The following is a 15363-nucleotide window of genomic DNA, read 5'->3' as shown; positions in this document are numbered from 1 at the left end:
GTCGGCAACCGCGGCAGGGGCTGGGATCGGCCGAACGGTCCTACCCGCTAGGCTTCGCCGCAGACTTGATCGCAGCTGTCCGGAGAGGTTCACCGGTGTCACGAATACCGTTTTGACCTGGGCGTTGGCCTTCGCGCACGCCTCACGAACCCGCAGGTCGGAAGGCCGTAACGCGGGTTTCGGGCCTCGCGTGCGCACCAGTGGATCCAACGCCCGACTGGCCCCGGACTGCCGACCGCGTCCGGGGCTTTGTCGATTCTCCCGTCCTCACTTACTTACCGAAAACACTTGATCACGCTAAGTTTGTACGTGGTCGTTCCAGCCCCTGACGTACCGAGGAGCCCGCCCCCATGGCCGGAGTGGAAGAGATCCGCGCTGGTATCGCGCTCGCGAACGAGAAGGCGTCCGCGAGCATCGCCGCGCTGCAGCAGGCAGCGCAGGCACTCGAAGAAGCACAGCTGTCGTTGTCCCAGGCCACCCAGGGCAGCAGCCAGCACGAGGTGAACCAGGCGCACGGCCTGCTCGCCGAAGCGCTGCAAGGGATCACCGGCATGCAGAGCACCATCCAGGCCGGCATCTCGTCGGCCGATTCCTACTCGGCGCGGCTTTAACGCCGATGTCGGGGCTCGCCGAAATCCACCAGTTGCTCACCGCCGCGCGAGCGGGGGTCAGCGACGGACGGGCGCACGCCGAGCGGGCGAGGACTCTGCTCGGCGACGCCCGGCGCGCACTCGTCGACGCGCAAGCCAAGGCAGATCCGTGGCTGCCGGGGCAATGGGCGCAGGCCGACGAGGCGCTCGAGCACCTCCTCACCCGTTTAGCCGCCGCCGACGATTCAGTGGGCGGCTACCAGTCACGCCTGTAGGGATGAGATGGCCAGCAAGTCAGCCGAGCAACGCAACCGTGTGCACACCGCCCTCGACCGGGTCCGGCACCAGATCGGGCTCGTGCTCGGGGCCGCGGCGGGCGCGCGCGAAATGGCCGAGGCCGAGGTGGCGCGGCTGACGCTGGAACAGGAGATCGTCCGGGTCGGCATGGACCACGCCGATCCGGCGCAGCAGACGGAGTGGGCCCGGCATCCGGCGGCGCACGAGGTGTTCGCCGCCCTCGGCGGCACCCGCACCGCCTTCTACACTGACTGGAGCGCGGGTCCCGGCGAACTGCGCGACCTCGTCGCCGCGCACGCGCCGGGCCCGGCCGGACGGCCGCCGAGCGAATGGCTCGGCCGCGTCGGCACGAATCCCGGCGTCACCGCGCCCGCGCTGTGGCGGGTCGGTTCGGCCACCTCGGCCGGCCGCGACATCTCGCACACGTTCGACGTCGCCGTGCCGTTGCTGGACGAATCGCATCTGGCCATCACGTCCGCGCCGAAAACGCGGCCGGTGGTGGACGGCATCGTGCAGGGCCTGCTGATGCGCGTGCTGTCGGCGTTCGAGCCCGGCGCGGTGAAAATCCACCTCTGGGACGTCGGGCAGCTCACCGCGATCCTGCCGGACCTCTACCCGCTCAGCCGCACGAGCGCGCTGTCGCTGTACGACCCGACGCGGCTGGAGGACCTGCTCGACGAACTCGCCGGGCACATCCGCCGGATCCACGCCACCGGCATGCAGGCGGGCCACACTTCGTTGCGGGAACTGCGAAAAGCCACCAACCAGCGCTTGGAGCCATACCGGATCGCGGTGCTGTACGGCAACGGCGAAACCCTCGACGCGGAACGCGCGCGCGACCTCAAACGCGTGGCCAGCGGCGCGCTCGCGGCCGGGATCTGCCTGATCCTGGTGGACGTGCCCACCGCGGTGAGCGCGTCGATCGAAACGCTCAGCCTGCTTGACGAACGGCGGGCGGTCAGCAGCATGACCGGCAGCGACCTGGTCGTGGACCTGGATCCGCCGATGCCGTCCGGGCAGGTCATCCGCGCGGCGAACCGCATCGCCGAAGCGCTGATCGCGCGCCAGGGCGGGCCGCGTTCGTTCGCCGACCTGATGCCCGCCGAGATCGGCCAGGAAAGCTCCGCGCGGGAACTGCGCGCGCCGATCGGGTTCCACGAGGGCGAAGCCGTCGAAGTGGTAATCGGCGACGCGAGCCCGCACGCGCTCATCGGCGGCCCGAGCGGTTCCGGGAAAACGAACTTCCTGTACGCGCTGCTGGGCAGCCTCGCCGCGCGCTACACGCCGGACGAGCTGGCGCTGTACCTGCTGGACTTCAAGGAAGGCGTCTCGTTCGCCGGTCTCGCACCCGGGCGCAAGGACTCCAGCTGGCTGCCGCACGCGAAACTGGTCGGCGTCAACGTCAACACCGACCGCGAGTTCGGGTTGGCGCTGCTGCGTTTCCTCGCCGACGAACTGCGCCGCCGTTCCGCCGCGGCCAAGGAGCACGAGGTCACCAACCTGGCTGACCTGCGCGAACAGGATCCGAGCGGGCATTGGCCGCGGATCGTCGCGGTGATCGACGAATTCCAGTACCTCTTCGCTGGACGTGACCAGGTCACCGCGCAGGCCACGCAGTTGCTCGAAGACATCGCGCGGCGCGGACGTTCGCAGGGCATTCACCTGGTACTGGCCAGCCAAGACGTCGCAGGCATCGAGGCGTTCTGGGGCAAGCCCGCGGTCTTCGAACAGTGCACGCTGCGCATCGCGATGCCGAAGGCGCGCCGGGTTCTCGCGGAGACGAACAACGCGGCCGTGTCCGCACCCAAGTGGCATGCGGTGATCAACCACGATTCCGGCGTCGCACACGGCAACCAGCTCGCGCACGTCCCGGATGCGAGCACTCGCAACGTATTCGTGAACCTGCAGCAAAAACTGTGGGAGCTCTACGCGGGCCGCTTCGCCCGGCCACGCCTGTTCGACGGCGCGCATTCGCCGGTGCTGGAACAGTTCCCGGCCTATCTGGAACTCAAGCCGAGCCCCCAGCCGCGGGCGATCCTTGGCCAGTCGATCGACGTCACCGAAGCCGCTTGCGGCGTCGAACTTCCTCGGGTACCCGGCCGGAACGTCGCCGTGCTCGGCGGCGCGACCGCGGAGGCATTGTCCATTATGGACTCCGCAGCTCGCTCGCTTTCCAAGCAGCTCAAGGAAGGCGAAGTCGAGTTCCTGCTCCACTGTCCGATCGAAGCGAGTTCGTCGGCCGTCCTGGATCTCAAGGACCGGTTAGTCGCCGAAGGACATCTCGCGACACTGACCGACAACCTGTCCGCCGGGCTGGAGACCATCGTCGAATCGCTTTCCACGACGACGCCGCGCATCCTGCTGCTGTACGGAGTGGACGCCGCGCTGCCCGCTTTGGAAGCCAAGGCTGCCGGTCAGCTGAAGAGCGGCCTAGACCACCTGCGCACGCTGCTGAAGAACGGCCCCTCCCACGGCGTCCACACCATCGGCTGGTGGCGCAGCATCGCGCGGCTCAAGGACACCCTCGGCTTCGGCGGCACGGACGACATCGGCACCTGGGCCGCGCTGGACGTCCAAGGCAATGACCTGTCGCCGTTCGCCGCGGGTCAGGTCGTGCACTGGTCGCCGCGGCCGGGCCGGGCGTTGTTCTTCGACCGCACCACGCACGGGGCACCGGAAGTCATCATCCCGTTCCAGCGCCCAGAAACCGAGCCGACCGCGGGAGGTACGCCGTGACCGAGGGAACCACCAGCCCCGCGATGCGGTACAAGGAAATCGTCGGCTTGGCCCGCGGTTCGGCGGACAGCCTGCGCGCGTGGGAACTGGCCCGAGCGGACGAAATCGAACGCCAGCTGGCGGACGCGCACGCTGCGGTTGCCGCCGCGCAGGATCGGGAGGAGAAGACCCGTGAGCGCGCCAATCGGTGGTGGAAGATGGCACTGCACAACGTTTCGCGGCTGAGTTTCGTCGAGACACCGGAGGACCCACAGCCGGTTACTACCGCTCGGCCGCAGTATTTGGACCGGTACTTGGAAGAGGTCAAGCCGAGTTATCAGGAGCTTGTGCAGGCCGTGCTGGGCCTTGGCTGGCGGGCGAAACGCTGACCAACGCCGGGGAACCCCTCTCGTGCTGGATTGGTGCGCTTGCCTGGCGAAAGCCAGAGGTATTCAGCTCCGGCCGAAGCCGCACCGCCCCGGAGAACGTGCGCCCTCACCGTCTCGATTCACTCTTTGCTTGTCTACTGGCAGGTTTAATCGAGGTAGCTATCGCCCAGAATCACGTACCTCATGACGACCACTGAGGCTCTCCATCCGGCCAGGCAAGAAGCCGTGAGGGGAACCCTCACGCACCACTGACTACGCCGTCCGGTGCAGCAACCGGTCAAGCTGGTCCAGCAGGTCGTTGGCGAAGTCCGCGAACGGATTCCCCGCCGAAGGACGGAATCGCACCACCTGCGGGTCATGATCGCTGGCCTGGTCGGCGAACTCGGCATTGACATGCACCACGTCATAATCCACACCCCGCGGCGCGGCCGATGCCAGAATATGGTCCAGCACCTGCGACTGCCCCTCATACACGTAGCTGTACCGCTCGGCCGGCGGCAGCGTCGAGATCAGGTCCTTCAACAACCCACCCGACGTCAGCTTCGCCAGCGCGGGCGAGAACTGGTAGTCGTTCAGGTCACCAGCGACCACGACGTTCGCCTTCGGATCCGCCCCAAGCAGGTCCGCCACGAAACCCTGCACCACGGTCGCCTGCCTCTGCCGCTGCACCTCGGAGCTGCGCGTCGGCGGCTGGTAGCGGCCGTGCGTCGGCTGGTCGCCGCCCTTTGAGTTGAAGTGGTTGGCCAGCAGGAAAACCGTGCGGCCGCGGAACACGAACTCGCCCGCCAGCGGCTTGCGGCTGTCCTCCCATGCCTCGTTGCCAGGGTCGACCCGGCCCGGCGACTGCGTCAGGTGCGCCTTGCCGTGGTCGGAAACCACGCCCACCGAAGACGTCGGGCCGCCACCCGGACGATCCACAAACGACACTCGCGAAGGGTTGAACAGGAAGCCGACACGGATGTTGCCGCCTGGTTGTCCGCCGTCCTCGTCGTTCACCGGGTTGATCTGCCGCCACTGGTACTGCGGGCCGCCGGCGGCGACGATCGCGTCGGTGAACTTCTTCAGCGTCGCGTCGGCGTCGACCGTTCCGTCGTCGGTCGCGCCGCTGTTGTCCTGGATCTCTTCCAGCGTAACGATGTCCGGCGTCGCCAGGTTGTCGACGATGCCGTGCGCGAGCTGCGCGTACTTGGTGTCCGAATCGGACGGTGCGAGGTTCTCGACGTTGTACGTCGCGACCGAAAGCTCGCCGGGACGCTGCTTGCGCGTGGTTTCCTTCTGCAGCTTGTTGTCCTTGGCCGCGCCCAGCTTCGACGCGAACAGCGTGTACCCGCCGAAGTTGCTGTACTCCACCGGACCGGAGGTGATGCCGGTGAGCACGTCGCCGGTGTTGACCTTCGGAGTCGCCTGCTGCGAGGACGGGATGATCGACTGTACCTTCAGCACGCCTGTGTTGATCTTGTCGTAGCCGAGGTAAACCGTGCCGCCGCGCGGAGTCGGGTTCTGCTGCGGCTTCGTGGTCACATAAAGCTCACCGTACTTGTTGCTCGGGCCGACCACCCGCGCGTCCGAGACCTGGACGATCTCGCTTTCGTGCGATTCCCAGAAGTCCAGCGCGTACTTCGACGGCTCAAGCGGCAACGGCTCGATAGTGCCGCCCGCGTTCGGGGCCAGCACATCCGGCACCTGGTCCGGCGTCAGGACGGTCGGGGCGGGGAGCGGGTTGCCCGGGGAATCGACCGTCCACTGTGCACTCGTCAGCTCAGTGAGCGACTGGTAGTTCGAGGTCGCGGGCGCGTCCGGGTAGTACTCCTTGACCTTGCCCTGCGCGGTGATCGCGTCGCCGACCGCCACGTCCGGGGTGGTCGATCCGGTGAACACGAACAGGCCCTCGCTGGTGCGCGGATCGCTGTCCGGATGCGGGTCGGTGATCCAGAACCCGCGCGCCGAACCGAAGCTCCGCACCGCGGTGACGATGCCGGTGACGTCCTCGACCTGCTTGTCCTTGAACGGCGAAATTCGCGTGGTGCCCTGGATGTCGTGGATCTTCGCCGGAACGCCCGGTTCTCCCGGCTGCGTGCCGGTGGTCTCGCCCTTGGTGTTGGTGGGCGTCGGGTCGCCGACGGCGAAGTCCGCGCTGTTGTCGTCGGTGTCGGCGAGCGTCGCCGCACGCGCGACCGAGGTCGTGTTCGACGGCGCGGCGGCCGGATTTCCTTCGCGGACAACGGCATCGCCGAAGCCGACGAGGTCCTTGACGCGGCTGTCCGCCGAGCAGTCAGCAGCAGTCTTGCAGGTCAGCGGCGCACTGTCGGACACGAGCGCGACGGTGCCGGCGGTCGCGGACATCGCGATGCCCCCGGTCGCGTCGGGCGTCGGCAGTGCGACCGTGCCGCCGTTCCCCTTCCCCTCCGCGACGAGGTAGCGGCCCTTCGGTGCGACGGACCCGGCAAGCGGCGTGACCTGCCACTTGCTCGACGCGCTCGCCGAAGCGGGCAGGTACTGGACGCTGTAACCGTCGAGCGCGACCGGCGCGCCGCCGTGGTTGGCCAGCTCGATGAAGTCGTTGATCAGCGTGGCGCCGGAATTGCCGCCACCGCCGTAGACCTCGGCGATCAGGGCGTCCGCGCTCGGTGCGGCCGAAGCGGGCACGGCCAGTCCGCCCAGCACGAGAGCAGCGGCGGAGACGGCAACCGCGCCTTTGGTCAGTCTTGCCCCACCGGCGCTGCGGCCCCCGGCGGGACGACGGGATATGGTCACCCTGAGTCCCCTCTGCATGTCAACGGTCGAGGCATCGTCCCCCGAACAAGCGAAGCAGAGGAAGACGAAAGGGCAACGATTCGTAACGAGCTGGAGGGATTTCCTCCTTTGGACGGGTTGACGCAATGATCACGCTCGTACTCGGCGGAGACGTCAACCTCCAGGGCCGCGCGCACCCGGAAACGGCGTTCCACCCGTTGACCTCGCTGCTCACCGGTGCCGACCTGCGGTTCGTGAATCTCGAAGGACCGCTGTCCGGCTCGACCGGGATGGACATCCCGCACAAACCGAACTGGCGGCACTCGCCGCCGGAGATGGTCGCCGCGCTGACCGCCGCCGAGGTCGACGTCGTGTCGGTGGCCAACAACGTCACCTACCCGCCGGCCGCGGCAATGGCGAGCCTCGCCGTGCTGGACCGCGCCGGAATCGCGCACTGCGGCGCGGGCGCGAACCTCGCCGAGGCACACGCACCAGCGATCCTCGAACGACCCGGCGGCCGGATCGCGTTCCTCGCCTACACCTCGCTGTGCTGGCCCGTCGGGCAGGAAGCGACGGAAGACTCGCCGGGCGTCGCCGCGGCGGGCGCGTACACGTCGTACCAACCGGATCCGCGCGTCCTGGACGTCCCCGGCCGCCCGCCGATCGTGCACACCACGCCGGTCCGCCGCGACCTGGAGCTGCTGCTCGCCGACATCCGCCGCGCCCGCGCCGAGGCCGACCACGTCGTGGTGTCGATGCATTGGGGCGTCCCCGGCGAAGAACTGGCCGAGTACCAGGTGACTTACGCGCACGCGATCATCGACGCCGGGGCCGACCTGGTCGTCGGGCACGGACCGCACACCGTGCAGCCGGTCGAGGTGTATCGCGGCTGCCCGATCCTCTACAGCCTGGGCAACCTCGTCTTCGACTGGCCCGCGATGCGCGACCGGCACCGCGACGGCCTCCTCGCCGGCTGCGTCGTCGGCGAGCAGATGCGGGTCGAATTAGTGCCGATTCGCCGCGACGAAGACAACGAATGCGTACCGTTGACGGGAGACGACGCCGACGAAGCGCTGCAGCGGTTCGTGGAGTTGTCCGCGCGCCGCGGCACGAACGTGACGGTCAGTGATGGCTTCGCGACCGTCGAAGGACTTCGCGGCTAGACCGCTGGTCCCGCCATCACCCGGACGGCGCATCTGCCTTAAATGCAGCTCAAGCCCGGGGTCGGCTGGTACCGGGCGGGAGTACCTTACCGATGAGCACGGAAACTGTGGCCCAGACCACTTTCGGGTCGCCCCGGCGCTCACGGGTAGCACCTCGCCGGGGGAGGCGACACGGTCACGTGGGGGTTGACCGTCGTCGAATGCGCAGGTGTCACCGCCCGGGAAAACAGCCGCGGGCGCGGGACTTTCCGCTTCGCCCGCGACCGCGGCTCCACGGATTTGCCCCGGGGAAGCCTCGCGAGTGGCGAGGCGCCGCCTTGACCGCGCGGGGGAGCGCGGGAGGGGGAGGAAGGCGGCCCGCCTCGCCACTCGTGAGCATCAGCTTTTCGGCCTGGTGAGTGGCAATCCCGGTTCTCACCGCGATTGCCACTCACAAGCCCTTCACCACGCGCGCACACCCCTCGCCGTGCGTGAGCGGCAGATAGTGACCCGCTCCGGGCACGATCTGCAACGCTCCGTCCTGACACGCAGCCAAAAACCGGCGTTCGCCAAGCCGGAAGTGGTCATGGCGACCGTTCAGCAGCAGTACCCTCCCCGGGTACCGGGCAAGGTCGGCGAGCGGATCCATCCCGGCGGCCGCCTCCATCACGTCGGGGATGACTTCGGAAGCGATTCCCGCGGCGATGACCGGCTCGGCGACTTCCGCGGGAAGAACCCGGCGGAGCAGCCACGCACTGAAGGAAGCGCCGTCGTCAGCGGTCGTCGCCAGCCCGCGGTGCGCGAACCGGAATCCGCCGCGCAGCGCCGAACTGGGCACGAGCGAACATCCGGCCCCCACCAGGGAAACGACCCGCTCCGGATGCCGGGCCGCGGCGGCGATCGAGACGTAGCCGCCGAGCGAATGCCCCACCAGAACCGCGCGGCCGCCGACCTCGTCGACGGCCGCGGCGACCGCTCCGACCGCGCCGTCGAGCGTGAACTTCTCCCCGCGCCGCGCGCCGTGTCCAGGCAGGTCCGGCGCGGCGACTCGACCGCGGGCCAGGCGTTTCTGCTGCTGCCAGCACGCCCCGGACAACCGGATGCCGTGCACGAAAACCACCGGGAGCACGTCCCCACCTTCCCGTCGAAATGCAACGGACCGTTGCATTCCACCGGTGTATCAAATGCAACGCACCGTTGCAAATCCGGTTAGGATCGGGCCATGGACCGGACCGCCTCCCGCCCGCGCAAGGCGGACGCCATCTTCTCCGCGACCCTCGCGCTGCTGGCCGAACGCGGTTACGACGCACTGACGGTCGAAGCGGTCGCCGCACGAGCCGGGGTGCACAAAACGACGATCTACCGCACGTGGGCAACCAAGGACGAGGTCCTCGCCGACGCGCTCGTGCAGGCCCCGGAACTCGCCTTCGCGATTCCCGACACCGGTTCCCTGCGCGGCGATCTCCTCGAACTGGCGAAGCAGATCCACCGCCTGCTGTCCGATCCGGCGAACCGGCGCGTCATCACGGCCGTCGTCTCCGCGCTCCCGGACCGGCCCGCCACCGCCGAGGCCGCCGGACGGTTCTTCGCCGACCGCCTCGGCCGCGAGCAGGCCGTCTTCGACCGCGCTCTCGACCGAGGCGAACTCGCCGGCGACGCGGATTCGGAGATGATCATGGATTTGCTGGGCGGGAACCTCTGGTTCCACACCCTGATCCGGGCGAAATCCGCCGACGACGCCTATCTCGAACGACTTGTCGACACCGTGCTCACCGGGGTGTCGTGAGGTCAGTACGGCCGGTCCCCGACGATCGCGACGCGCTCGGCGATCCGGACGTGCGGGTGGTAGTCGTTGACCGCGTAGTGCTGGGTCGCGCGGTTGTCCCAGAACGCCACCGAATCCGGCTCCCAGCGGAACCGCACCTGGAACTCCGGCGTGTGTGCCTGGAGGAACAGATACCGCAGCAGCCGGTCGCTTTCAGCGCGGTCGAGTCCGGCGATGTGCGTGGTGAACGCCTGGTTCACGAACAACGTCCGCCGCCCGGTCTCCGGATGGGTCCGCACCACCGGGTGCTCGACCGGCGGGTACGCGTCCTGCCACTGGGCCAGCAGGTCCGGGTCGGTGAACCGGTCGAAGCCGGGGACGAAATCGTGCACCGCGGTGAGGCCGTCGATCCGCTCGCGGACGTCGGCGGGGAGGTTGTCGTAGGCGGCGGCCATGTCGGCCCACATCGTGTCGCCGCCGATCGGCGGGACCTCGACCAGCCGCAGCACCGATCCGAGCGCCGGATTCGGCCGCCAGGTGACGTCGGTGTGCCAGATGTTCTCGTACCCGGGCATCCCGGCGGTGCGGGTGAACCGCACGACCTGATCGGAATCTCCCCGTGCGATGAACGGGTTGGTTTCCAGCTCGCCCCAGTTCGCGGCGAACGCCCGCTGCTGCTCCGAAGTGATGTGCTGGTCGCGGAAGAACAGCACCTTCCACTCCAGCAACGCGCGGTTCAAGTCGGCGCGCAGCCGCGGCGACACCGGCGCGCCGAGGTCCACTCCGGAGATCTCCGCGCCGATCACCCGTCCGAGCGGGCGCAAGGTGAAAAGCTCGTAGGGACGTTCTTCAACGCCGTCCGGAAGGCGGCGCAGCACGCGCGGTCCTTCGAGGATCCCGTCGTCCGGAGTGACGGACGAGCGCAGGCGGGCAGGCAGGTCTACAGACATGGCGGTACTCCCGGAAGAATAGGTGAATTCGACTGTGGCAGCGGAAAAACACCTAAGCGGGAGGGGAGCCGAGACGACCGCGACGCCTCAGGAGAGCGGCTACGCCCTCGCCGTCCGACCGCGCCGGGGCACGGCCGGCTTGCGGCACTACCCGGTTCTCTGGCATGACTCCAATTCTGGCCGGGCGAGGATCCGCCGGTCAAGGATCCCCACGATGTGGAATCGTCGCACGCCCGGCCGAGTGACCCGGGCGGCCTCGATGGGGTTAGATCTCTCCAGAGAGTGGCGGGCCGCGGTTCGCGCTCTCCCGGAAGCGGAGGTCCCCATGGCAGGTTCGACGAGCGAGCGGCTCAACGCCGCCGCGGACGCGCTCGATCGAGCGGCTGCCGACGCGGACCGTGCGGCGGGCCGGTTCGCCGAAGCCCGTCTCGAATCGACGCCGTGGGGCATTTCCGCGCCCGCGCGGGAAATCGCCGCCCGCTGGGAGGCCGCGCTCGCCGCGCGGGACGTCGACGCGCGCCTCCTCGGCGACGCGACGTCCGACCTCGCCGGCCAGCTGCGGATGGCCGCCCGCGGCCACCACCACCGCCCGACGATCGCGACGGCGCTGCTGAGTTGATGCCGTTCCTCCACCCGGCGCTGGACAACGCGGCCGCCGGGCTTGCTTCCTTGGGCGCCGCGGCCGCCGCGATCGGCGCCCCGGACCCGGTCGCGGCGTTGCGGCAGATCGACTGCTCCCCGCAAACGATCCGCGAATCCGCGCGCACGCTGTCGGGCGGCCGCGACGTGCTGGTGATGGCACGGCTGGAGTTCGAACGCGGGGCGCACAGCGCGGAACGCAAATGGGGCGGCGAACCGGCCGCGCACTTCCGGGGCAGCGCGGACGAACTGGACGCGCACTACCGGCAGGCCGCCGAAGCCGCCGCGCGGACAGCGTCGGTCGGCCTGGATCTGGCGGACTTGCTTGACCGGCTGGCAGATCAGACCGCGGCGCGGGTCATGCTGATCGCCGAAGGAGTGTCTCCGGCGGCTGTCGCGCTGCTGGCGGGCGACCGCTCCGCGGAGCCAGCGGTGCGGGAGGCGTGCGGGACCATCGCGGAAGCAGTCACTCGCGGCGTCGCAACCATAGGGGAGGCAACGACTTTCCTCGACGCCTTCGGCACACCGGTGTTGCAGGAGGAGAACTAACGGGTCGCGATCACGAATCCGCCACGCGTGCGGTCCAGCGGCTCGCGTCCGTATCGGACGGAAAGTTCAGCCACCGTAACGGTTTCCGGTCGCCAGCCGTGCTTGGCGAGCCACTCCGGAGCGTCTCCCGAGAGACCGCCGTGCCAGAGCGCCGCCACCTCGCTGCCGAATTGACGCGCTCGCTCCAGCAGCCCGTCCTGGTCGCCGTCCGGCCGATGCTCGAACGAAACCCGGCTGCCCGGCGCGGACAACTCGGTAACGGCGGTGAGCATCCGCTCGGCCTCGTCCCGGCTGAGATAGACGAGCAGCCCCTCGGCGAGCCAGACGGTCGGCTGAGCCGGGTCGAATCCCTCGTTTTTCACCGCGGCGACCCAGTCGTCGCGCAGATCCACCGGAACCGGCGTGCGCTCGCATCGGGGCCGCGCACCTTTTTCGGACAGCACCGTTTCCTTGAACGCGAGCACGTCCGGCAGGTCGACCTCGAACACGCGCGCACCGTCGGGCCAGTCCAGCCGGAACGCACGAGCGTCGAGACCGGCCGCGAGAAGCACCGTCTGGGTCCCGCCGGAGACGAAGTCGTCGAAGAACCGGGTGCGGATCGCGACCTGGTGCGCGAACACCATCCCGAGCCGGTGGTCGCGCTCCTGGCCTTCGAAGATCGCGCGCCCGGCATGGAAGAACGCGCCCGCGTACGGATCCTCGAACAGCCGATCCGCACGCCCGCTCTCCAACGCCCGAAGCCCAGCCACCCCAACCGCGGTCTTGCCGACCGGCGGAAGCTCTTCGCTCATGAGCCCACGCTACTTCGGCATCGCCGCTTTGACGGCCTCGACCAGCTGCCACACCTTCTTCTTGCCGGACGAACGGGAGTAAAAGGTGCACAGATCGGCCTTGTCGCCGCCCGAGGCTGGGTTCTCGATCACCGCGGTCGACGCCCCGGACTGAACGCGCCGGGTTCGGTGTTGCTGACCTTGCTGACTGTAAAGCTGTGTCTCTTGTCCGCCGAAGACTCAAACGAACAAACCCCACCAGACGTGCCCGCGAAATTGGCTCACGATGCCCACGCGCCCCTCCACACCCAAGGCGACCCAAGCCTCAGGGGGTCCGGGGGGCGAAGCCCCTCCGGGCGGGGCCTGGGGGTTGCACCCCCAGAAACACGGCGGGCGAGTCACGCCGACGCTTTCCGTCGGCATGACTCGCCCACTCGCACGCGGTGGCGGTGGGATTTGAACCCACGGACGGGATCAACCGTCACACGATTTCGAGTCGTGCTCCTTCGGCCGCTCGGACACGCCACCGCCGAGAACAATACCGGACCCCCTTCGCGGCTTGCGGCGGGGGCTACTCGGCCCCCAGCCGCCGATCCGCGAAGTACGCCTCAAGCAGGGCGGCGCAGTCGCTTTCGAGCACTCCGCCGTGGACTTCCGGCCGGTGGTTGAGACGGCGGTCGCGCACGACGTCCCACAGCGACGCCACCGCGCCCGTCTTGGGCTCCCAAGCCCCGAACACCAATCGCGCCACCCGAGCGAGCACGAGCGCGCCAGCGCACATCGTGCAGGGCTCCAGCGTGACCGCGAGCGTGCAGCCTTCCAGTCGCCAGCCGTCGCCGAACTCACGAGCCGCCGCGCGCAGCGCCAGGATCTCCGCGTGCGCGGTCGGGTCGCCCAGCTCGACGCGCGCGTTGCGCGCCGCGGCCAGGGGACGCCCGTCGGGGTCGAAGACGACCGCGCCGATGGGCACGTCGGCACCAGGGGCGCGGGCCGCGTCCAGCGCGGCTCGCACGGCCTCGGTGTCGTCCGGCCGTCTCAGAGCTGGTCCAGCAGTTTCGAGAACTCGGCCTCGAAGCCGCACCGCTGGGCGATCATCTGGAGCTGCTCGTCCGGGTAGAGGTCGACCTCGCCGACGATCACCTCCAGTTCGCCGCCGGGCAGGCCGAGATCGGCCAGGATTTCGAGGTCGCCCTCGGGCCAGACGGCGTCGTCGTCCTCGTCGGGCGGGTCGACCCGCAGGACGTCGAGGACGTCGGCCGCGATGTCGTAGTCGAGCGCCGCGGCGGCGTCCGACAGCAGCAGCGACGGACCCCTCGGGCTCGGCCGGACGATCACGAAGAACTCGTCGTCGACGGCCAGCAGGCCGAACGCCGCTCCGGTCGACCGGAGCTTGCCCAGCTCGGTGATCGCCGCATCCAGTTCTGTGAGCGCCGAGGAATCGAGCGCACTGCACCGCCACCGACCGTCTTCACGGACCACAGCTATCGCGAAGCCCGTGACCGGCTCTTGCACCGCCATGCGCACACCGTATTCCGCCTCGCTGGCGAACGCACGCACGGTGCGCCGGAAGCGTGCGAGGTGCCACTATCGAGCCATGACCGGACCCACCGACCTCCCCACCCTGCCTGGCAACCGGCACGCCGGGCTGCTCGACGCCGCGCGGCAGCTGCAGGACCGCACTGTCGAGCTCCGCCGCGCTGTGCACCGGCATCCCGAACAGGGCTTACAGTTGCCGCGCACCCAGGCGGCGATCCGCGCCGCACTGGCCGACCTGCCGATCGAACTCACCGACGGCCGCTCCACGACGTCGCTCACCGGCGTGCTGCGCGGCGCCCGTCCGGGCCCGGCCGTGCTGCTGCGGGCGGACATGGACGCGCTGCCGCTGACCGAGGACACCGGCCTGGAGTTCTCGTCCGAGATCGACGGTTCGATGCACGCCTGCGGACACGACACGCACGTCGCGATGCTCGCCTCCGCGGCGCGGCTGCTGTCCGAGCGGGTCGACGACCTGGCGGGCTCGGTCGTGTTCATGTTCCAGCCGGGCGAGGAGGGCCTCCACGGCGCGCGGCACATGATCCACGAGGGAGTGCTCGACGCGGCAGGCACGCGCGTCACGCGAGCCTTCGGCCTGCACACGATCGCCAACAGCCCGAGCGGCGTCCTGCAAGTGCGCGGCGGGCCGATGATGGCGTCGGCCGACACGTTCAGTGTCGAGGTCACCGGCCGCGGCGGCCACGGTTCCGCCCCACACGACGCCATCGACCCCGTCCCCGCCGCGGCGGCGATGGTCAGCGCACTCCAGACGATGGTCACGCGCCGGATCAGCGTCTTCGAGCCGGCGGTGGTCTCGGTGACCCGCGTCCAGGCCGGAACGACGACGAACATCATCCCCGAGACGGCGGTGCTCGAGGGGACCATTCGCACCCTGTCGGAGTCGACGCGTTCCTTCGTCCGCGAGGAGCTGCCGAAGGTGTGCGAGGCAGTCGGAGCGGCCCACGGCTGTCGCGTGTCGGCCGGCGTGGACCCTGGCTACCCGACGACGGTCAACGACCCGGCGGTGGCGGCCGAGGTGTTGTCGCTGGGCGCCGAGGTGCTGGGCGCGGACAACGTCGAGGAGCTGGCCACGCCGATCATGGGTGCGGAGGACTTCTCGTATGTGCTGCAACGGATTCCGGGCACATTCGCGTTCATCGGCGCCCGTGAGCCGGGAGCGGACCCGGCGACCACCGAGGACAACCACTCGAACCGGGTGAAGTTCCACGAACCGGCGATGGCCGCTGGGGTGGCCATGTACACGGCGTTCGCGTTGGACGCCTTGCGCTGA

Annotated in this window: 16 protein-coding genes and 1 tRNA gene; 9 read left to right on the top strand and 8 right to left on the bottom strand. The window is 69.2% G+C overall.

Translation table 11 applies throughout. The features are described from left to right. Window positions 1-350 precede the first annotated feature (350 nt). From BM362_RS06750 to BM362_RS06735, 4 genes are read left to right on the top strand one after another with little or no spacing between them, the layout of a single operon-like run. Window positions 351-611, top strand: coding sequence for a hypothetical protein (locus tag BM362_RS06750; protein ID WP_009084635.1), 261 nt, complete (start codon window positions 351-353; stop codon window positions 609-611). Window positions 612-616: 5 nt separating this feature from the next. Then, window positions 617-865 carry a hypothetical protein gene (locus BM362_RS06745; RefSeq protein ID WP_067577192.1) on the top strand — a complete coding sequence of 83 codons (249 nt, stop codon included), beginning with the start codon at window positions 617-619 and terminating at the stop codon, window positions 863-865. A 7-nt stretch (window positions 866-872) separates the two neighbouring features. Further along, window positions 873-3623, top strand: coding sequence for an FtsK/SpoIIIE domain-containing protein (locus BM362_RS06740; protein ID WP_093572476.1), 2751 nt, complete (start codon window positions 873-875; stop codon window positions 3621-3623). A 23-nt stretch (window positions 3624-3646) separates the two neighbouring features. Continuing rightward, the gene (locus BM362_RS06735; RefSeq protein WP_425285691.1) at window positions 3647-3991 is read left to right on the top strand and encodes a hypothetical protein; all 345 of its coding nucleotides are present in this window, start codon (window positions 3647-3649) and stop codon (window positions 3989-3991) included. A 252-nt stretch (window positions 3992-4243) separates the two neighbouring features. On the opposite strand, the gene BM362_RS06730 is transcribed toward BM362_RS06735, so the two are convergent. Beyond that, window positions 4244-6745 carry an endonuclease/exonuclease/phosphatase family protein gene (locus tag BM362_RS06730; RefSeq protein WP_342029785.1) on the bottom strand — a complete coding sequence of 834 codons (2502 nt, stop codon included), beginning with the start codon at window positions 6743-6745 and terminating at the stop codon, window positions 4244-4246. Window positions 6746-6870: 125 nt separating this feature from the next. Between BM362_RS06730 and BM362_RS06725 the strand changes: the two genes are divergently transcribed. After that, window positions 6871-7887, top strand: coding sequence for a CapA family protein (locus tag BM362_RS06725; protein WP_093572474.1), 1017 nt, complete (start codon window positions 6871-6873; stop codon window positions 7885-7887). A gap of 430 nt (window positions 7888-8317) precedes the next feature. Here the strand turns inward: BM362_RS06725 and BM362_RS06720 are convergent, their stop codons facing one another. Further along, entirely contained in the window at window positions 8318-8995 is a 678-nt protein-coding gene (locus BM362_RS06720; RefSeq protein WP_198545182.1) for an alpha/beta fold hydrolase, read from the bottom strand. A 93-nt stretch (window positions 8996-9088) separates the two neighbouring features. Here BM362_RS06720 and BM362_RS06715 point away from each other — a divergent pair, with 93 nt between their 5' ends. Further along, window positions 9089-9652 carry a TetR/AcrR family transcriptional regulator gene (locus BM362_RS06715; RefSeq protein ID WP_067577202.1) on the top strand — a complete coding sequence of 188 codons (564 nt, stop codon included), beginning with the start codon at window positions 9089-9091 and terminating at the stop codon, window positions 9650-9652. A gap of 2 nt (window positions 9653-9654) precedes the next feature. On the opposite strand, the gene BM362_RS06710 is transcribed toward BM362_RS06715, so the two are convergent. Next, window positions 9655-10581, bottom strand: a complete 927-nt coding sequence (locus BM362_RS06710; RefSeq protein WP_067577204.1) for a TauD/TfdA dioxygenase family protein — start codon at window positions 10579-10581, stop codon at window positions 9655-9657. Window positions 10582-10906: 325 nt separating this feature from the next. On the opposite strand from BM362_RS06710, the gene BM362_RS06705 reads away from it, so the two are divergent. Both BM362_RS06705 and BM362_RS06700 read left to right on the top strand, forming a co-directional pair. Next, the gene (locus tag BM362_RS06705) at window positions 10907-11200 is read left to right on the top strand and encodes a hypothetical protein (protein ID WP_198545183.1); all 294 of its coding nucleotides are present in this window, start codon (window positions 10907-10909) and stop codon (window positions 11198-11200) included. Continuing rightward, window positions 11200-11769 carry a hypothetical protein gene (locus tag BM362_RS06700; protein ID WP_067577207.1) on the top strand — a complete coding sequence of 190 codons (570 nt, stop codon included), beginning with the start codon at window positions 11200-11202 and terminating at the stop codon, window positions 11767-11769. Before BM362_RS06705 ends, BM362_RS06700 begins: the two co-directional genes overlap by 1 nt. Here the strand turns inward: BM362_RS06700 and BM362_RS06695 are convergent. The 5 genes from BM362_RS06695 to BM362_RS06680 all read right to left on the bottom strand — a co-directional run bounded on the left by BM362_RS06695 (window position 11766) and on the right by BM362_RS06680 (window position 14057). Beyond that, window positions 11766-12560: an SAM-dependent methyltransferase gene (locus BM362_RS06695; protein ID WP_067577210.1), complete on the bottom strand. Its 795-nt coding sequence runs from the start codon at window positions 12558-12560 to the stop codon at window positions 11766-11768. The two genes, BM362_RS06700 and BM362_RS06695, sit on opposite strands and share 4 nt — an antisense overlap. Before the next feature lie 9 nt (window positions 12561-12569). Next, window positions 12570-12692, bottom strand: coding sequence for a hypothetical protein (locus BM362_RS49870; RefSeq protein ID WP_280142713.1), 123 nt, complete (start codon window positions 12690-12692; stop codon window positions 12570-12572). 288 nt (window positions 12693-12980) lie between these two features. After that, window positions 12981-13067 (bottom strand) — tRNA-Ser (locus BM362_RS06690). A 43-nt stretch (window positions 13068-13110) separates the two neighbouring features. Next, a complete protein-coding gene (locus tag BM362_RS06685; protein ID WP_067577212.1) occupies window positions 13111-13551 on the bottom strand; it encodes a nucleoside deaminase in 441 nt (146 codons plus the stop codon). Between the two features lie 23 nt (window positions 13552-13574). Then, on the bottom strand, window positions 13575-14057 hold the full coding sequence (locus tag BM362_RS06680) for a tRNA adenosine deaminase-associated protein (protein WP_037354362.1): 483 nt from the start codon (window positions 14055-14057) through the stop codon (window positions 13575-13577). Between the two features lie 76 nt (window positions 14058-14133). On the opposite strand from BM362_RS06680, the gene BM362_RS06675 reads away from it, so the two are divergent. Next, the gene (locus tag BM362_RS06675) at window positions 14134-15363 is read left to right on the top strand and encodes a M20 metallopeptidase family protein (RefSeq protein ID WP_067577214.1); all 1230 of its coding nucleotides are present in this window, start codon (window positions 14134-14136) and stop codon (window positions 15361-15363) included.

The sequence above is a fragment of the Amycolatopsis rubida genome (genome assembly GCF_900115345.1).
In the GTDB taxonomy this organism is placed as follows: domain Bacteria; phylum Actinomycetota; class Actinomycetes; order Mycobacteriales; family Pseudonocardiaceae; genus Amycolatopsis; species Amycolatopsis rubida.
Note: the sequence above shows the minus strand (reverse complement) of the source record. Positions and strands in the feature narration are given on the sequence as shown.